Raw genomic sequence first — 16,725 nt, 5'->3', positions numbered from 1 at the left:
CCAGAGGGTCGCAGCGTATGGGGCGCGGCTGATTGCAGCGGCGCGACCGGTATTTTTGTCTCTGGCGTCGGCGCGGGGCCCCGGCGATGCGTCCCGCCGCTATCGCCGGTTGCGCAGCCAGGCCAGCCGGACGAAACCGCGCTCGACCAGCGCCATGGCCGGCGCCCGCTGCCCCGCCGAGCGGATCGACAGGTCGGTGTCCATGAGCATTCCCAGCGCCGCCTCCAACCGGTCGGCGGACCAGCCTTGCGCCTGTCGCAGCATGCGGTCGCGGCGCGGACCGAAAAGCGGCGGACGCAGCTTTTGCAGCCCCGCCTGCGGCCCGCCCGGAGACGAGGCCAACGCGTAAAGCACCCGGAAGTGCCGCATCGCCATGATCAGCAGCGTGACTGGCGTGACGCCCTGACCTTCGAGGCGCTGCACCAGCGGACCGATCTCGGCGCTGCGGCCCTCGGCCACCACGTTCAGAACGTCGTCGAGCTCGGCCTCGATGGAGGCTGGGGCGCAGGCGGCGACCTCTTCGGGCGTCAGCGGCGCCGGGTCGTCGAGCTTGTAGAGCGCCAGCTTTTCCAGAACCTGCCGGAAATCGCCCGGCTCCAGCGCCCTTCCCAGCGCCTCCAGCGCGTCGAAGGCGGCGCGGTCGACCTGTTCCAGCCCGGCCTTGCTCAGCGCCGCCTCGATCTCCTCGCGGCCCGGCGGGTCGGAATAGATGCCGATGGCGAGCGCGTTGCGATGCCCCTCGAAGAGCTTGCGCAGCTTCGATCTCGCCGCAAGCTGCCCGGCGGTCACGATCACCTGCGCATCGCCCTCGCGCCAGTCCTCCAGCGCGCGCGAGACGATATCGGCGAGCCCGTCGCCCGCCTCCTCGACAAAGGCCACGCGCGGGCCGGGGAAAAACCCCTGCGCCTTGATCGCGTCGAGCAGCATGGCCGGATCGCGGCGCAGCTCGGCGCCGGAAATCCGGGTGAGCCGCATCTCGGCCTCGCCCTCGGGGCCGACCAGCGCGGCGATGACCTCCTGCCGGCGATGCGCCACGCGCATCGCGTCCTCGCCATAGAGCAGCACGCCGGCGCGCGTCGGATCCGGCTTGCGGAAAAAGGCCTGTGCGTCGCGGCCCGTCAGCTTCATTGCGGCAGCGCATCCGCGTCGAGCAGCAGCCGGTCGATCACCTGATCGGCGAGAATCACCATCAGCCGCCGCTTGGCGTCGCGCTCGGCGGCCTGGGTGGCGGCGGTGGAGCCGGTGGCGGAGTAGGAGGTGAAGGCATCGGTGCGCCCGGCAATCAGCGCCTCTTCGCTGCCTGCGGGGCTCAGCACGTAATCGGCGCGGCCGGTCAGCCGGTAGCGCGTTGTCTGCCCGTCGGCGAGCGAGCCGAGCCCGGTCACCCCGGTGGAAATGGTCACATCCAGCGCATAGGGCCCGGCACCACGGCCCAGCCGCTCTTCGAAGCGGGCGTTGAAATCATAGTCGTAGCGGTCGTCGGGCTCGGACAGTGCCACCGCGTTCAGCAACGCGCCGCCACCGCCCTGCGGCCCGTAGACCGGGGTGAAGCCGCAGCCGGCGAGGGCTGCGAGCGAGAGAAGCAGGGTTCTGCGATCAGGCAACCACATTGACGATCCGGCCCGGTACGACGATCAGCTTTTTCGGTGCGGCCCCGTTCAGGGTCCGCTCCACAGCTTCATGCGCCAGCACCAGTTTTTCAACCTCTTCCTTGGGCATGTCCTTGGGCACGGTCAGTTCGCCGCGCCGCTTGCCATTGACCTGGATCGGCAGGGTCACCGTATCCTCGACGAGCATGGCCTCGTCGGCCACCGGCCAGGGCGCATCGGCAATCAGCCCCTCGCCGCCCAGCAACTGCCAGATCTCTTCGGAGAGGTGCGGCGTCATCGGCGACATGAGTTGCGCCAGAACCTTTGCCGCCTCGCGCTTCACCGCCGTACCGGCGCGCGATTTGGTCAGCGCGTTGGTGAAGGCGTAGAGCCGCGCGATGGCAGCGTTGAAGCCGAAGCTTTCGATGCCCAGCGTCACGTCGTGGATGCTCTTGTGCATCTCCCGCAGCATCGCCTCGTCCTCTTGCGTCGCGGGCACATCGGCCTCGGCGATCTCGGCGCAGGCGCGATAGACGCGCGAGAGGTGCTTGCTGGCGGCCTCGGCGCCGGCGGCGGTCCATTCCACGTCGCGCTCGGGCGGGCTGTCGCTCAGCACGAACCAGCGCGCGGTATCGGCGCCGTACTGGCCGATGATCGCCACCGGATCGACCACGTTGTTCTTGGATTTCGACATCTTGGCCGAGGGGACGATCTCCACCTCGGTGCCGTCCTCCAGATAGCCCTTGCCGTCCCGCAGCTCGACCGCCTCGGGATAGTGATAGACCGGGCGGCCCTTGGCATCCTTGGTCTGGTAGATCGCGTGGGTCACCATGCCCTGGGTGAAGAGCGCGTTGAACGGCTCCTTGCATTTCTCCGGCAGGTGGCCGGTGATGTACATGGCGCGTGCGAAGAAGCGCGAATAGAGCAGGTGCAAGATCGCGTGTTCGATGCCGCCGATATACTGGTCGACATTCATCCAGTATTCGGCCTCTTCCATGACGGTGGGCGTCTCGGCGTCCGGCGCGGTGAAGCGGGCGAAATACCAGCTCGAGTCCACGAAGGTGTCCATCGTGTCGGTCTCGCGCTTGGCCGGCGCGCCGCATTGCGGGCAGGCGCAGTCGCGCCAGCTCGGGTGCCGGTCGAGCGGGTTACCGGGCACCGAGAAGTCGATGGGCTTGCCGCCCTCGTCATAGGGGAGCTGGATGGGGAGGTTTTCTTTCTTCTCCGGCACCACGCCGCAGCTTTCGCAATGCACCACCGGGATCGGGCAGCCCCAGTAGCGCTGCCGCGACAGGCCCCAGTCGCGCAGGCGGTATTTGGTGACGCCGTGACCGACGCCATTGGCTTCGCAGAAATCCACCGCCGCATTAACTGCGTCCTCACCGGTCTGCTCGACCTCGCCGGCGATCAGGCGGGTATAGCGCACCGCTTCGGTCTTGGCCGGCACGAAGGGCGCGGCCTGGATGTCGTGATCGCCGTCGAGCGGCAGGAAGGTGTCGACGATGGGCAGGCCGTATTTCGTCGCGAATTCATGGTCGCGCGCATCGTGGCCGGGGCAGCCGAAAATCGCACCGGTGCCGTAATCCATCAGGATGAAGTTCGCGATATAGACCGGCAGCTCGACCGCCGTGTCGAACGGGTGGCGCACGGTGATGCCGGTGTTGAGACCGCGCTTCTCGGCCTTCTCCAGCTCTTCCTCCGACGTGCCCATACGGCGGCATTCGGCGACGAACTCCGCCACTTCCGCGTTGTCGCGCTCAAGATGTTTCGCCAGCGGATGGTCGGGCGAGATGCCGACAAAGCTCGCGCCCATCAGCGTGTCGGGGCGGGTGGTGTAGACCTCGATCCGGTCGAACCCGTCCGGCGCGTCGACGGTGGAGAAGGCGAATTGCAGCCCGCGCGAGCGGCCGATCCAGTTGGCCTGCATCAGCTTGACCTTGGCCGGCCAGTCGTCGAGCCCGTCGAGCGCATCGAGCAGCTCGCCCGAGAAATCCGAGATCTTGAAGAACCACTGGGTGAGTTCCTTGCGCTCGACCAGCGCGCCCGAGCGCCAGCCGCGCCCGTTCTCGACCTGTTCGTTGGCCAGCACGGTCATATCGACCGGATCCCAGTTCACCACGGCGTTCTTGCGGTAGACCAGCCCGGCATGCAGGAAATCGAGGAACAGCGCCTGCTGCTGACCGTAATACTCCGGGTCGCAGGTGGCGAACATGCGCGACCAGTCGAGCCCGAAGCCCAGCGGCTTCATCTGCTCGACCATGGTGTCGATATTGGAATAGGTCCAGTCCTTGGGGTGACCGCCCGAGGCCATGGCGGCGTTTTCGGCGGGCATGCCGAAGGCGTCGAACCCCATCGGGTGCAGCACGTTGAAGCCGTTCTGCTTTTTATAACGCGCGATCACGTCGCCCATCGTGTAGTTGCGCACATGGCCGATATGGATGCGCCCGGACGGGTAGGGGAACATCTCGAGCACGTAGTATTTCGGCTTGCCGGCGGTGCGGGTGGCCTTGAAGGTCAGGGCCTTGTCCCAGGCGGCCTGCCATTTCGGCTCGATCGAAGCGGGGTCGTAACGCGACATCTGGTTTCCCTCGGAACGGACGGGTCTCGGGGCGGGGTGATAGGCGCATGGGGGCGTGGCGTCCAGTGCCAGTGTCCTGCGGGAGGCCGGTTTGGCGCGGGTTCGGAAGAGAAGTGGTCCTCGTTACGGGCTCATCGGGCCTGCGCTGAGGTTCGGGTGAGCCGTGCCGGACAATGCTCAAGCGCCCGGCGTCTGCTCGAAACCGCCTCACTCCACCGGTGTGCCGAACACCGTGATCGCCAGCCCCAGCGCCGCCATTGCCGCGAACCCCGCCGCCAGCGCCGGGCGCCCCTGCGCATAGGCGCCCCGGCAGGCGATCCCCGCCTGCACCGCGTAATAGGCGGCAAAGGCGCGCGAGGCATGCGAGATGATCTCGAACACGTCGAACCCCCAGGTCAGCGCCAGCCCGAACCCCACCAGCAGCGCATAGGAGAGCCGCTGCGGCAGCCGCCCGCCGGTCAGCTCGGAGATCAGACCTCCGGCGCCGCCGGTATCGGCCACCGCCGCGCTGAACTGCGCCGCCAGCGCCGCCGCCGTCAGCATCAGCGGCAGAACCGGCGCCACCAGCGCCATCAGCCCGATGATCGCGGTCTCGCTCAGATCCTCGGTGCCCGGCGCAAAGACATAGGCGATGAGCAGCACATAGATCATGTAGATCGCCGTCGAGAGCCCCTGCGCGATCTTCATCGCGCGGATCCGCGTTGGCGGGTCGTATTCGGCGCCCAGATAGCGTGCGGTCTCAAAGCCCTGCACCGTGACGATGAGGCCGAAGGCCAGCGCCAGCCCGGCCCAGCCGGTCTGCGTCGCGGGGTTGAGCAGAAGCTCCCCGGCCTGCGCCTTGCCGGCAAAGAACCAGATCAGCCCCGCCAGCAGCCCGGCGATGATCGCCAGCTTCAGCCCGACGCTCACCTGCTCCAGCCGCTCCAGCGCCGAAAAACCCTTTGTCCAGCCGATCACGAGGATGGCCAGCAGCATGGCGCTGGTCAGCAGCCGAGCATGCAGCGCGTCGTTCCACGGCGTCAGCCGCATGCCGAAGGCGCCGAAGAGGTTGAGGTAATAGGCGACCGAGATGAAATAGGCGAAGGCCAGCGCCCAGGAGGCAAGGGCCTCCAGCCGCTCCTCTGTCTGCGTCCGGGGCGCCTCTGCCGCGCGGCGGGCGATGTTGAAGCGGATCGCGGCGCCGAACCCGTAGGCCACGAGGCAGAGCGCCGCCATGACCAGCGGCGCCCAGGCGCCGTAGGAGGTGTCGAGGATCGGCCCCAGCACGAGAAAGCCGCTGCCGATGATCGAGGCCAGCGGCGTGACCGCCGCGCGCCAGAGTGGCGCGCCCGCGAGGCGCGGCCAGAGCAGCAGCGCGCCGGTGGCGAGCGTCGCGGCGAGGATCAGGGCGGTCATCATGGCGCCGAGGCTTAAGCGCTTTCGCCGCCGGCGGAAAGGGCGCCGGGGCCGGGTTGCATGCCGCTCGCGCGCCGCCTAGGGTCGCGGCGCGAGGCAAGCGGAGCGCGTCCCATGGTGCATGAGTTTCCGGTACAGGTGTATTACGAAGACACCGACATGGCGGGGATCGTCTATCACGCCAATTACCTCAAATTCATCGAGCGCGCCCGCTCCGACTGGGTCCGCAGCCTCGGCATCGACCAGAACGCGATGCGCGAGCACGAGGGCGTGGTCTTTGTCCTGCGCCGGATCGAGGCGGACTTCCGCGCCCCGGCGCAGTTCGAGGACACGCTGAGCGTGCAGACCGAGGTGCGCTCGGTCGGCGGTGTGCGGCTGGTGCTGTCGCAGACGGTGCTGCGCGACGGCGAGGTGCTGTTCTCCGCCGAGGTTACGCTGGTGGCGATGCATCTCGACGGTCAGCCGACGCGGTTGCCGGAGCAGCTGCGCCGGCGGGTTCACTGACGCTTTCGGGCGCTGCGCAGGCAAAACACCGCCCAAAGCCGTGCTCTGCGGCGCGATGACGCCAATGTGTTGGCGTTTCCCCTGCAAATGGGATAGATTCGCCGCTAACGAGAGCCTCGATAACAGAGGCCCGAGAGGAAGAGCAGGCTAATGGATCCACAAACCCTTGCGCTCGCGCAGGAGATCGATTTCTCCATGTGGGGGCTCTTTGCGCGCGCCACACTCACCGTCAAGCTGGTCATGCTGTTGCTGGTTCTGGCTTCGGTCTGGGGCTGGGCGATCATTTTCGAAAAGATCGTCAGCTATCGCCGCGCCCGGCGCGAGGCCGCCAAGTTCGACCGCGCCTTCTGGTCCGGCGACCCGCTGGACGAGCTTTACGACCAGATCGGCTCCGACCCGAAAGGCCGAGCACAGCGCGTCTTTGCCGCCGGCATGACCGAATGGCGGCGCTCGCATCGCGACGATGGCGGGCTGATCGCCGGCGCCCATGCGCGGATCGACCGCTCGATGGACGTGGCGATCCAGAAGGAGAGCGAAGAGCTTCAGCGCGGTCTGCCGGTGCTGGCGACGGTCGGCTCGACCGCGCCCTTCGTCGGGCTCTTCGGCACGGTCTGGGGCATCATGCATGCCTTTATCGAGATCGCCCAGCAGCAGGACACCTCGCTGGTCGTGGTGGCGCCCGGCATCGCCGAGGCGCTCTTTGCGACGGCGCTGGGTCTGGTGGCGGCGATCCCGGCGGTGATCTTCTACAACAAGCTCTCGGCGGATGCCGACCGCATCATCGCGGGTTACGAGGCCTTTGCCGACGAGTTCTCGACCATCCTGTCGCGCCAGCTGGATTCCTGATCCATGGGCGCCGGGGTTGTGAAATCGGGCGGAGGCGGCGGCGGTCGCAGACGCCGCAGGGGCGGAGCGAGAAGCCAGCCCATGGCCGAGATCAACGTCACGCCGATGGTCGACGTGATGCTGGTGCTGCTGATCATCTTCATGGTGGCGGCGCCGCTGCTCACGGTCGGCGTTCCGGTCGAGCTGCCCAAGACGGCGGCCAGCTCGCTGCCGTCGGAGGCCGAGGAGCCGCTGGCGGTGACGATCACCGCCGAGGGCACGGTGATGATCCAGACCACCGAAGTGCCGATGGACGAGCTGATCAACCGGCTGCGCGCCATCGCCGTGGAACGCGCCGACGACCGTATCTTCCTGCGCGCTGACGGGGCGGTGCCCTATCAGACGGTGGCGCAGGTGATGGGCGCGCTCAATCGCGGCGGGTTTTCCTCGATCGGGCTCGTGACCGACAGCGGCGGCCCGGCGATGGACGGCGCGGACGGCGGCTGAGGGGGCCTGATTGCGCAAGAGCTTTCTCATATCCGCCGGGGTGCATGCCCTGGTGATCCTGTGGCTGCTGGTCGGAAACGTCTTCCGTCCGGACCCGCCGGAATTCGAGGTGGCCGATGTCTCGGTGATCTCGGAGGCGGAATTCGCCGCGATGACCCGTGCCGCGCAGGCGCCCGAGGTGTCGCCGGAACCAGACGCGCCGCCCGCGCCGGAACCCACGGCAGAGCCAGCCCCGCGCCGCAGCCCGAGCCGGAACCGGAACCGCAGCCAGAACCGGCCCCGGAACCCGCGCCCGAACCGCCCGCACCCGAGCCTGCGCCGGAGCCGCAGCCGGAACCACCGGCGCCCGAGCCCGCACCAGAACCCGAACCGACCCCGGCACCGGCCCCCGCGCCGGAACCGGAGCCCGTACCCGACCCCGCGCCGCCGGTGGCGGAACCGGTGCCGCAGGTGCTGGCGCCGGAAACCGCGCCGCGCCCGGTGCCGCGTCCGGCGCCGCGCGTGGCTGCCGAACCGGTCGCGCCGCCCGAGCCCGACGTGACCGAGGCGGAAGAGACCCAACAGGCCGCGACGCCCGATGCCGAAAGCCCGGATGTCGCCGAGGAAGAGCAGGAGGCCACCGCGCCCGAAGAGACCGCGACCGAGATCGTCACCGAGGCCGAGACCCCGGCGGCGGCGCCACCGGGCTCGGTGCGCCCGCGCACCCGCCCGAGCGATCTCGCCGCGCGCTCCGAACCGGAGCCGGAGGAGCCCGAGGAGACGACACAATCGCAGCCTTCTGACACCGCGTCGGCCCCCGAGACGCCGGACACGACGGAGGACGCCGTGGCCGACGCCATCGCCCAGGCGCTGGCGGGCGGCGGTAGTGCCGACGCGCCGTCGGATGCGCCCTCCGGGCCGCCGCTGACCCGTGGCGAGCAGGAGGCGCTGCGCGTCGCCGTGCAGCGCTGCTGGCTCGTGGATGTCGGCAGCGAGGCGGCGGGTGTGACCGTGACGATCGGCATGGATATGGAGCCCACCGGCCAGGTCGTGGCCTCCAGCCTGCGGCTGCTCGGGTCCGAAGGCGGCAGCGGTGCCGCGGCGGAAACCGCCTTCCAGGCCGCCCGCCGGGCGATCCTGCGCTGTCAGGGCAATGGCTACGATCTTCCGCAGGAGAAATACCAGCAATGGAAGCAGATCGAGATGACCTTCAACCCCGAGCAGATGAGGCTGCGATGACCCCGCAACCGGCAAGGAACCGCCCATTGCATCCGGGGCAAATCTTTGTCCGGGCCCTGTCCGGGCGCTATCATCGGATCAAAGACGCGACACGCGCAGGCAGGATCGGCAAGGAGAGCTCTGGCATGAAACATATCCTCGCACTGTGTCTGGCGGTGGTGACGGCGCTTGCGCTCGCCGCCCCGGCCCAGGCCCAGAACGGCCCGCTTCGGATCGAGATCACCGAGGGCACGATCGAGCCCATGGCCTATGCGGTGCCCGATTTCGTCGCCGAGACGCCGGGCGCTTCGGAATACGCGCAGCAGATCGCCCGCGTGGTGGCCGACGATCTCACCGGCACCGGGCTCTTTCGCGAGATCCCGCGCGAGGCGCATATCAGCCGCATCACCTCGTTCCAGAGCCCGGTGCAGTTCGCCGACTGGAAGGCGATCAACGCATTGGTGCTGCTGACCGGGGCGGTGTCCGAAGAGGGCGGACGGGTGACGGTGAAGTTCCGCGTCTGGGACGTGTTCGCCGGCACCGAGCTGGGGCAGGGCATGCAGTTTGCCGCCACCTCCGATGGCTGGCGCCGGCTGGCGCATAAGGTGGCCGATCAGGTCTATTCGCGGCTGACCGGGGAGACCGGCTATTTCGACAGCCGGGTGGTTTTCGTGTCGGAAAGCGGCCCCAAGGACGAGCGTGCCAAGCGTTTGGCGATCATGGATTACGACGGCGCCAATGTGCAGTACCTGACCGACAGCCGCTCCATCGTTCTGGCGCCGCGTTTCTCGCCCAATGGCGACCGGGTGCTCTATACCAGCTACGAGACCGGCGAACCGCGCGTGCATGTGCTGAACGTGGGCTCGGTGCAGAGCCAGATCCTGCAATCGGGCGGCGGTGTCATGAGCTTTGCGCCGCGCTTCTCGCCGGATGGCAGCCGGGTGGTCTATTCGGTGACCTCCGGGTCGAACACCGATATCTACATGCGCGACATCGCCAGTGGCGCGACCCAGCAGCTGACGTTTACGCCGGCCATCGAGACGGCGCCGAGCTTTTCGCCGGATGGCAGCCGCATCGTCTTTGAAAGCGACCGCTCGGGCACGCAGCAGCTTTATGTGATGCCCACCGGCGGCGGCGAGGCGACGCGGATCAGCTTCGGGCAAGGCCGTTACGGCACGCCGGTCTGGTCGCCGCGCGGCGATCTCATCGCCTTCACCAAGCAGAACCAGGGTCGGTTCCACATCGGCGTGATGCGCACCGATGGCAGCGAGGAACGGCTGCTGACCGCCTCGCGGCTGGATGAGGGGCCGACATGGGCGCCGAACGGGCGGGTGATCATGTTCTCGCGCGAAACCCAGGGCGCGCAGGGCACCTCCTCGCTCTACACGGTGGATGTGGCTGGGCGCAAACTCACCCGCGTGCGCACCCCCGACGGGGCCTCGGATCCGAGCTGGGGGCCGCTGCAATGACACGCGGTGCCCGGAAAAATCTTCGTACGAAGATTTTTCGGCACCCCGGACCTGGGGCAGAGAGATTTTTCGTCCGAAAAATCTCTGCCGCTCCGCCGCATTTTCAAGTCCCGCAGCCTATGGTAGCCTGCGGGCAATCTTCGAGCAGGACAGCTTCATGACATATCTCTCCAAGGCCCTGATCATCGCCGCCGCCCTTGGCCTCGCGGCCTGTACCAATGGCGACCGCTTTGGCGGCGAGGCCGGCGCGGGCTACGGTGCCGGCGCCGGTGCCAATGGCGGCATCGTGCCCGGCAGCGCCAACGATCCCGCCTCGCCGGCCTATTTCAGCCAGACCGTCGGCGATCGGGTGTTCTTTGCCGTCGACCAGTCGACGCTGAGCCCCGAGGCGCGCGCCACGCTCGATGCGCAGGCGCAATGGCTGATGGCCAATAACGATTACCTCGCGGTGATCGAGGGGCATGCCGACGAACAGGGCACGCGGGAATACAACATCGCGCTGGGCGCCCGCCGCGCCAATGCGACGATGGAATACCTGATCTCCAAGGGCATCGCCGCGAACCGCCTGCGCTTCGTCAGCTACGGCAAGGAGCGCCCGGTCGAGATCTGCTCGGAAGAGGCCTGCTACGCCAAGAACCGGCGCGCGGTCACCGTGATCTCGATGGGTCTCGGGAGCTGACGCGCATGCGCCTCGCCGCCCTCGCGCTGAGCCTGAGTCTCGCCGCCGTCAGTGGCGCCGAGGCCCAGAGTACCGAGACGCTGGCCGATATCCGTCAGGACCTTTCGGTCCTGACGACGGAACTGCTGCGGCTCAAGCAGGAGCTCAACACCACCGGCCTGCGCGACGTGCAGGTCAGCGGCGGCACGCTCGACCGGGTCAATACCATCGAGGCCGAGCTTCAGCGCCTCACCGCCCGTGCCGAGGAATTGCAGCACCGCATCGACCGGGTCGTCAGCGACGGCAGCAACCGGATCGGCGATCTGAACTTCCGCCTCTGCGAGCTGGAGCCCTCCTGCGACATCGGCTCGCTGGGCGACACGCCGCTGCTGGGGGGCGAAAGCGCTTCGTCCGTGCCGGCGCCCGCGCCGAGCCCGGCCCCTGAAACGCTGCCCTCGGGCGGCGCGGAACTCGCCATCGGCGAACAGACAGACTACCGGCGGGCGCAGGAGGCGCTCGCCTCCGGTGACTTTCAAGGCGCCGCGAACCAGTTTGCGGCCTTCCGCGAGACCTTTCCCGGCAGCCCGCTAGAGCCTGCGGCGCTGGTCGGGGAGGGCCGCGCCCTGAGCGAGATGGGCAACACCCGCGAGGCCGCGCGGCGCTTTCTCGACGCCTATGCCAGCTATCCCGAAAGTGAGGCCGGCCCCGAGGCGCTCTGGCGTCTGGGCGCCTCGCTGGGCGCGCTCGGCAGCACCGACGAGGCCTGCGTCACGCTGGCCGAGGTTTCGGCGCGCTATCCCGGCAGCGACGCGGTGGCAGAGGCGCAAGCCGAGCGGAGCCGCCTCAACTGCCCGTGACGCCCAGCCTCGACCAGCGCTTTGCCGATGCCATGGGCGCGGCGCTGGGCCCCGATTTTCCAACCGATATCGCACTCGCCGTCTCGGGCGGCGGCGACAGCATGGCGATGCTGACGCTCGCGCATAACTGGACCCATACCTGGGGCGTGCGGCTCTGGGTGGTCACCGTGGATCACGGGCTGCGTCCCGAGGCCGCCAGTGAGGCCGCGCTGGTGCGCGAGACCTGCGAAGAGCTCGGCCATCCGCATGCGGTGCTGCACTGGCGCTGGGACGGGCAGGGCAATCTGATGGATGCCGCGCGGCGCGGGCGGCTCGACATGATCGGGCGCTGGCGCGGCGGGATCGGGCATGTGCTGCTGGCGCATACGCGCGACGACGTGGCCGAGACCTTCCTGATGCGGCTGGCGCGCGGCTCCGGCGTCGACGGTCTTTCCGCCATGGCGCCGATGCGACAGATCCACCAGCCCGCACCGCAGCGCGCGCTTGCGCCGGAGGAGGTTGTCGGCGCAAGACCGCCCGCAGGCGGCGATCCGCAGCGGTTCGAGATCGTCCGGCCCTGCCTCGACATGGGGCGGGAAGAGCTGCGCCATTACCTGCGCGTTCTCAACGGCCGCTGGGTGGAGGACCCCAGCAACGAGGATCCGCGCTACGACCGCGCCCGGATCCGCCGGCTGCTGGCAGAGCTTGCGCCCCATGGCCTCGATGCGGAGGGGCTGGCGGCTACGGCGGGCCGGATGGCGCGGGCGCGCGATACGCTGAAGGCGCGCGCGGCGGAGGCCTGGGCGCGCTGCGGGCGTCTTGACGTCACGACAGGTGAGATGGTCCTGACACGCGCCGGTTTCGAAACGCTCGACCGCGACACCCAGCTGCGGCTGCTTGCCGCGTCGCTGCAATTCATCGCCTCAGCGGAATATCGCCCGCGCGCCGCGCCGCTGGAGGCGCTGATCGACCGGCTGCTCTCTGGCGGGGCCGGCACTCTGCTGGGCTGCGAAGCGCGCACCGGGCGCGAGGAGATCCGCCTTTACCGGGAATATGCCGTCGTTGCCGAGCTGCGCGTGCCGGTGTCGCCGCAGGCGCTCTGGGACGGCAAGTGGCGGGTTTTCCACGAGGATCTCGCCGGCTTCGAGATCCGGGCCCTCGGCGAGGAGGGCTGGCGTCAGGCAGGTCGCGCGCGCGAACCCGGCCCGGCCCATGCGGTGGCGCGGGCGCTGCCCGCAATCTGGGACGGCGACCAGCTCCTCGCCTGTGACGCGCTGGGGCTCGGACCGGGGGGCACAACGGCGCTCTGGCCCATGGGACGGGAAGGGTTGGGTTTCCCATCCTTCCTTCTTTCGCATTGAACCGGCGCGTCCGATCCTTATGTTAGGACCATCGCGTCCGGGCCCGGGCGCGCGACGCATGTTTGGAGGCATTCCTTGGGCAACGCACGCAATATCGCCTTCTGGGTGGTCCTGTTCCTTCTGATCCTGGCGCTGTTCAACCTGTTCTCGGGTGGTGGCAGCACGCTGCAAAGCCGCGAAATCAGCTATTCCGATTTTGTGCAGGCGGTGGATGACCAGAACGTCAGTTCGGTCACGATAGACGGTGAACAGATCCGCTACCGCAGCAATGACGGCACCGATTACGTCACGGTCAAACCCGAGGACGCGCAGGTCACCGACATGCTGATCGACAAAGGCGTGGTCGTGCGCGCCGAGCAGCAGGAGCAATCGGGCTTTCAGGCCTTCCTGCTGAGCCTGCTGCCCTTCCTGCTGCTGATCGGCGTCTGGATCTACTTCATGAACCGGATGCAGGGCGGCGGCAAAGGCGGCGCAATGGGCTTTGGCAAATCCAAGGCCAAGCTGCTGACCGAAAAGCACGGGCGTGTGACCTTCGACGATGTCGCGGGCATCGACGAGGCCAAGGAAGAGCTGGAGGAGATCGTCGAATTCCTCCGCAACCCGCAGAAATTCTCCCGCCTCGGCGGCAAGATCCCCAAGGGGGCGCTGCTGGTGGGCCCTCCGGGCACCGGTAAGACGCTGCTCGCACGCGCCATCGCGGGCGAGGCCGGCGTGCCTTTCTTCACCATTTCGGGCTCCGATTTCGTCGAGATGTTCGTCGGTGTCGGCGCCAGCCGCGTGCGCGACATGTTCGAGCAGGCCAAGAAGAACGCCCCCTGTATCGTCTTCATCGACGAGATCGACGCCGTGGGCCGCAACCGTGGCTCGGGCTATGGCGGCGGCAATGACGAGCGCGAACAGACCCTCAACCAGCTTCTGGTCGAGATGGACGGGTTCGAGGCCAATGAAGGCGTGATCATCGTCGCGGCCACCAACCGCCGCGATGTGCTCGACCCGGCGCTGCTGCGCCCCGGCCGGTTCGACCGTCAGGTCACCGTGCCGAACCCCGATATCAAGGGTCGCGAAAAGATCCTCGGCGTGCATGCGCGCAAGACTCCTCTGGGCCCCGATGTCGACCTGCGCATCATCGCGCGCGGCACCCCCGGTTTCTCGGGCGCGGATCTCGCCAACCTGGTGAATGAGGCGGCGCTGATGGCCGCGCGTGTGGGCCGCCGCTTTGTCACGATGGAAGATTTCGAGAACGCCAAGGACAAGGTCATGATGGGCGCGGAACGCCGCTCCATGGTGCTGACCCCCGAGCAGAAGGAAAAGACCGCCTATCACGAGGCCGGCCACGCGGTGGTGGGGCTGACCCTTCCGCAATGCGATCCGGTCTACAAGGCGACGATCATTCCGCGCGGCGGGGCACTGGGTATGGTGGTCTCGCTGCCCGAGATCGACCGGCTGAACTGGCACAAATCCGAGTGTGAGGAAAAGCTTGCCATGACCATGGCCGGCAAGGCCGCCGAGATCATCAAATACGGCGAGCCCAACGTCTCGAACGGCCCGGCGGGCGACATCCAGCAGGCCAGCGCGCTGGCGCGCGCCATGGTGCTGCGCTGGGGCATGTCGGACAAGATCGGCAATATCGACTATTCCGAAGCGCATGAGGGCTATCAGGGCAACACCGCCGGCCTCTCGGTTTCGGCGCATACCAAAGAGCTGATCGAGGATGAGGTGCGCCGCTTCATCCAGGAAGCCTATGAGCGCGCCTACCAGATCCTGACCGAGCGTCAGGAAGACTGGGAGCGTCTGGCCAAGGGGCTGCTCGAATACGAGACCCTGACCGGCGAAGAGATCAAGCGCGTGATGCGCGGCGAGCCGCCGCATTCCGGCGACGACACCGATACGGAATCCGATGACGACACGCCGAGCGTCACCGCCATTCCCAAGACCAAGCCCAAGGCGAAACCCGCTGGTGAAGGCGGGCTGGAGCCTGAGCCCTCCGCATGAGCGGCACATCGCAGAACGACTGGGACCCCGGACTCTATGGCAGATTCCGGGGTCTTCGTTTGCGCCCCGCCATCGACCTGCTGCGCAGCGTCGGCCCGCTGCCCGAGGGCGAGGTGGTGGATCTGGGCTGCGGCAATGGCGCGGTCGGCCCGGCGCTGAAACAGCTCGGGCGCAGACTGACCGGGGTCGATCTGAGCCCCGCCATGCTGGAGGAGGCGCGCGCGACCGGCGCCTATGACGCTCTTGTCGAGGCGGATGTCGCCACCTGGCGCCCCGAGACGCCGCCGGCGCTGATCTTTTCCAATGCGACGCTGCAATGGCTGCGCGGTCACGAGACGCTGCTGCCGCAGCTCGTCCGGCTGCTGGCGCCCGGCGGCACGCTGGCGGTGCAGGTGCCGCATCAGAACAACGCGCCCTCGCACAGGCTCTGGCTGTCGCTGGCCGAGGAGTTCTTTCCCGGGCGCGTCGATCCCGGCAAGCTGCCCGGTGTGCTGCTGCCTGCCGAATATCACCGCATCCTGAGCCCGCTGGGGCAGGTCTCGCTCTGGGAGACGGAATATTACCAGGAGCTGGCGCCCGACGGCACCGGGCATCCGGTGCGGCGCTTTACCGATGCGACCTTCACCCGCCCGATCAAGGCGCCGCTCTCTGCCGAGGAACAGGCGCGGCTGGATATGGCTTATGAGGACGTGATCGGCAGCGCCTATCCGGTGCAGCCGAACGGGCATGTGCTCTTCCCGTTCCGGCGGATGTTCTTTACCGTCACGCGCTGAGGCGCGCCGCCCGGATTTTCCAGAGATCACCGCAATTTAATCGTTAATGCGCGCGATGCGGGTTGGCGCCGCGCGGCGCTTTGCGCAGAGTTCGCAGAACGATGAGGAGGTGCCGCCCATGCCCGCGCTGAAACCCACCGATTTTCACGCCACGATCCGCTGGCTGGGCCGCGTGCCCGAGGCCGGAAAGGGGCTGCGTTCGGAGGCGGTCGAGCGGCTGGAACTGGGCTTTGAGGGGCCCGTTGGCGAGCGGCATTCGGGCCTCACCCGCGCCTCGTGCAGCCGCGTGCTCAAGCAGCATCCGCGCGGCACCACGATCCGCAACAGCCGGCAGATCTCGATGATGTCGGTCGAGGAGATCGCCGCCATCGCCGAACGCATGGGGCTGGCCACGCTGGAGCCGGAATGGCTGGGCGCCACGGTGGTGGTCGAGGGGCTGCCGGATCTCTCGCATATCCCGCCCTCCTCGCGCTTGCAGGGGCCGGACGGGGTGACGCTGGCGGTGGATATGGAAAACCGCCCCTGCGTGCTGCCCGGGCGCGAGATCGAGCAGGAGCATGCGGGCATCGGGGCGCGGTTCAAGCCGGCGGCGGCGGGCCGGCGCGGGGTGGTGGCCTGGGTCGAGCGCCCCGGCGCGCTGCATCTGGGCGACGCGCTGCGCCTGCACATCCCCGACCAGCCGGTCTGGGCGCATATCGAGGCGGTGCTGCGTTAGCTCAGCCCGTCCTCGTCGAGCAGATGCCGGCCCTGCCGGTCCTCAACCTCGATCACCCAGAGATCCGGGTCGAAACCGCGCTGTTTGGCAACCGAGGCATCGACCTCGCGCTCGTCTCCGGCGGCGAGCTCGGTCCATTTCCGTTCGCCCGACATCAGGTCGAAACCGCGCGTGAAGGCGCGGGCCTTGCCGTCGAGCGTGGCGAGTTTCACCAGCACCGCGCCGGCGGTGTCGTCGCCATGGGCGGTCACATAGGCGGGGATGTTCTGGAAAGACAGCCGCGCCAGATAGGCATCGACCCAGAACCGCGTGGTCAGCCGGGCCAT

The 16,725-nt window shown here is 68.2% G+C and carries 16 protein-coding genes; 11 read left to right on the top strand and 5 right to left on the bottom strand.

All coding sequences use genetic code 11. The features are described 5' to 3' along the window. Positions 1–99: 99 nt before the first annotated feature. The 4 genes from holA to Ga0080574_RS09140 form a co-directional block, all read right to left on the bottom strand. Positions 100–1,128: a DNA polymerase III subunit delta gene (holA, locus tag Ga0080574_RS09155; RefSeq protein WP_076697598.1), complete on the bottom strand. Its 1,029-nt coding sequence runs from the start codon at positions 1,126–1,128 to the stop codon at positions 100–102. Next, the gene (gene lptE / locus Ga0080574_RS09150; RefSeq protein WP_076697594.1) at positions 1,125–1,610 is read right to left on the bottom strand and encodes an LPS assembly lipoprotein LptE; all 486 of its coding nucleotides are present in this window, start codon (positions 1,608–1,610) and stop codon (positions 1,125–1,127) included. Before lptE ends, holA begins: the two co-directional genes overlap by 4 nt. After that, positions 1,597–4,167, bottom strand: coding sequence for a leucine--tRNA ligase (gene leuS, locus Ga0080574_RS09145; protein WP_076697587.1), 2,571 nt, complete (start codon positions 4,165–4,167; stop codon positions 1,597–1,599). Before leuS ends, lptE begins: the two co-directional genes overlap by 14 nt. A gap of 207 nt (positions 4,168–4,374) precedes the next feature. Continuing rightward, on the bottom strand, positions 4,375–5,565 hold the full coding sequence (locus Ga0080574_RS09140) for an Aq_097 family APC-type transporter (protein WP_076697578.1): 1,191 nt from the start codon (positions 5,563–5,565) through the stop codon (positions 4,375–4,377). Positions 5,566–5,676: 111 nt separating this feature from the next. On the opposite strand from Ga0080574_RS09140, the gene ybgC reads away from it, so the two are divergent. The 11 genes from ybgC (at position 5,677) to Ga0080574_RS09085 (ending at position 16,399) form a co-directional block, all read left to right on the top strand. Continuing rightward, positions 5,677–6,066, top strand: a complete 390-nt coding sequence (ybgC, locus tag Ga0080574_RS09135) for a tol-pal system-associated acyl-CoA thioesterase (protein WP_076697572.1) — start codon at positions 5,677–5,679, stop codon at positions 6,064–6,066. 150 nt (positions 6,067–6,216) lie between these two features. After that, the gene (gene tolQ, locus Ga0080574_RS09130; protein WP_076697561.1) at positions 6,217–6,912 is read left to right on the top strand and encodes a protein TolQ; all 696 of its coding nucleotides are present in this window, start codon (positions 6,217–6,219) and stop codon (positions 6,910–6,912) included. Positions 6,913–6,915: 3 nt separating this feature from the next. Continuing rightward, positions 6,916–7,398, top strand: a complete 483-nt coding sequence (gene tolR, locus Ga0080574_RS09125) for a protein TolR (RefSeq protein WP_076697542.1) — start codon at positions 6,916–6,918, stop codon at positions 7,396–7,398. A gap of 429 nt (positions 7,399–7,827) precedes the next feature. Then, complete coding sequence (gene tolA / locus Ga0080574_RS09120; protein WP_237219343.1) at positions 7,828–8,616, top strand: cell envelope integrity protein TolA; 789 nt, start codon at positions 7,828–7,830, stop codon at positions 8,614–8,616. Between the two features lie 125 nt (positions 8,617–8,741). Beyond that, a complete protein-coding gene (gene tolB / locus Ga0080574_RS09115) occupies positions 8,742–10,064 on the top strand; it encodes a Tol-Pal system beta propeller repeat protein TolB (RefSeq protein ID WP_156876329.1) in 1,323 nt (440 codons plus the stop codon). A gap of 157 nt (positions 10,065–10,221) precedes the next feature. After that, complete coding sequence (pal, locus tag Ga0080574_RS09110) at positions 10,222–10,743, top strand: peptidoglycan-associated lipoprotein Pal (protein WP_076697539.1); 522 nt, start codon at positions 10,222–10,224, stop codon at positions 10,741–10,743. A 5-nt stretch (positions 10,744–10,748) separates the two neighbouring features. After that, positions 10,749–11,579, top strand: coding sequence for a tol-pal system protein YbgF (ybgF, locus tag Ga0080574_RS09105; protein ID WP_076697536.1), 831 nt, complete (start codon positions 10,749–10,751; stop codon positions 11,577–11,579). Next, positions 11,576–12,919 (top strand): tRNA lysidine(34) synthetase TilS, encoded by a 1,344-nt coding sequence (gene tilS, locus Ga0080574_RS09100; protein ID WP_076697533.1) that lies wholly within the window; start codon positions 11,576–11,578, stop codon positions 12,917–12,919. The genes ybgF and tilS overlap by 4 nt, the downstream gene beginning before the upstream one ends. 75 nt (positions 12,920–12,994) lie before the next feature. Next, the gene (gene ftsH / locus Ga0080574_RS09095) at positions 12,995–14,911 is read left to right on the top strand and encodes an ATP-dependent zinc metalloprotease FtsH (protein WP_076697530.1); all 1,917 of its coding nucleotides are present in this window, start codon (positions 12,995–12,997) and stop codon (positions 14,909–14,911) included. Next, positions 14,908–15,684: a methyltransferase domain-containing protein gene (locus Ga0080574_RS09090; protein WP_083716797.1), complete on the top strand. Its 777-nt coding sequence runs from the start codon at positions 14,908–14,910 to the stop codon at positions 15,682–15,684. Before ftsH ends, Ga0080574_RS09090 begins: the two co-directional genes overlap by 4 nt. 118 nt (positions 15,685–15,802) lie before the next feature. Then, on the top strand, positions 15,803–16,399 hold the full coding sequence (locus Ga0080574_RS09085) for an MOSC domain-containing protein (RefSeq protein WP_076705811.1): 597 nt from the start codon (positions 15,803–15,805) through the stop codon (positions 16,397–16,399). On the opposite strand, the gene Ga0080574_RS09080 is transcribed toward Ga0080574_RS09085, so the two are convergent. After that, positions 16,396–16,725 carry a DUF1491 family protein gene (locus Ga0080574_RS09080; RefSeq protein ID WP_076697524.1) on the bottom strand — a complete coding sequence of 110 codons (330 nt, stop codon included), beginning with the start codon at positions 16,723–16,725 and terminating at the stop codon, positions 16,396–16,398. The genes Ga0080574_RS09085 and Ga0080574_RS09080 overlap by 4 nt on opposite strands.

Origin of the sequence: Salipiger abyssi, from assembly GCF_001975705.1 — a bacterium.
In the GTDB taxonomy this organism is placed as follows: Bacteria; Pseudomonadota; Alphaproteobacteria; order Rhodobacterales; family Rhodobacteraceae; genus Salipiger; species Salipiger abyssi.
This window is presented reverse-complemented; position numbering and strand designations above follow the sequence as displayed.